We start from the raw sequence: 1,147 nt of genomic DNA on the forward strand, positions 1-1,147 counted from the left end.
AGCAGATTTTGCCCCGCTTCGGTTTTTGCCTGCCACCAGGAGCTGGTAGCTGAACGCGCAGCCCATTGTTCCTGAATGAATGCTTGTGTTGCAGGGCTGCCGGGGCGATAGCGCGGTGCCATACACTGTAACCAGATGGTCGGATCAGACCGGGATTCTTCAAAAGGACGGGCAGATTCTGGTGGATGGTAAACAATTCCCGGTAGAAAGCGGGGCACAGCAGGTCCATCAAGACTATCCCAACGCCAGGCCCAGCGAATTTGTTCCTGGGCATCCAGCAGGGCCAGATTGCCGCGCCCTCCGAAACACTCGGCAATGAGACTGAGCTGATCTACCCGCTTGCTGATATGTATTCGGCTGAAGTCCAGGCGCACAATCCGGTCAGCCCAGGGAACGGCAATCCGTTCTATCCGAAAGCCTTTGAGCCGCTGCTGAAGAAGGTTGCTCCAATGGCCCTGTTGTTCCTCTGGTGCTGCACTTTCCGGTGCCAGCCAGAGCCCCAGCGGTGTACGCTGAACCATGCAGGCCAAGGTCTGCTTGCCCGTGTGCAAGTGGAGGCCACCTGCTGCCGCACTGATTTTATGAATGCTTTGTCCTGCCAGCTGTTGCTGGAAAAATTGCGCAGCGGCGGCCAGTTGCAGTGTATCCATGGAGAGTGAATTCAGCGGTCGGCTGCGGGGTCGCTTACGGCTCCCGAGCGGTGCAGCAAATCCATCAGGCATGCCAGGGCTGCTGCAGGCTCCTGCTGGGCGTGATTCACTACGCAATCCGGGTGTTCGGGTTCTTCGTAGGGATCATCTACGCCCGTAAATCCTTTGATTTCTCCGCGCAAAGCTTTGGCGTAAAGCCCTTTAGGGTCGCGTTCGGCACAGAGCGCCAAGGGTGTCGCTACATGTACCTCCAGAAAAAGTCCGCCCGCTTCTTCCACCAGGCGTCGGGCTTCGGCACGTGCCTGTCGATAAGGAGAAATGGCTGCTACCACCGCAATGCCGCCGTGGCGTGCGACCAGACTGGCCACAAAACCAATACGGCGGATATTTTCATCGCGATCGTCGCGACTGAAGCTTAAGCCCTTGGACAGAAAACGGCGGATAATATCGCCGTCGAGCATGGTTACCGCACGTTCATCCTCCGCTTCGAGCTGTCG

General features: G+C 57.6%; 2 protein-coding genes. Both read right to left on the minus strand.

Annotated elements, in window-relative coordinates; all coding sequences use genetic code 11:
- On the minus strand, positions 1–650 hold a 650-nt coding region (locus AC2VLY_RS15510), incomplete at its 3' end, for an NFACT family protein (protein ID WP_486922587.1).
- 11 nt (positions 651–661) lie between these two features.
- On the minus strand, positions 662–1,147 hold a 486-nt coding region (cysC, locus tag AC2VLY_RS15515; RefSeq protein ID WP_486922588.1), incomplete at its 5' end, for an adenylyl-sulfate kinase.

The sequence above is a fragment of the Acidithiobacillus sp. TH-A36 genome (assembly GCF_057473445.1).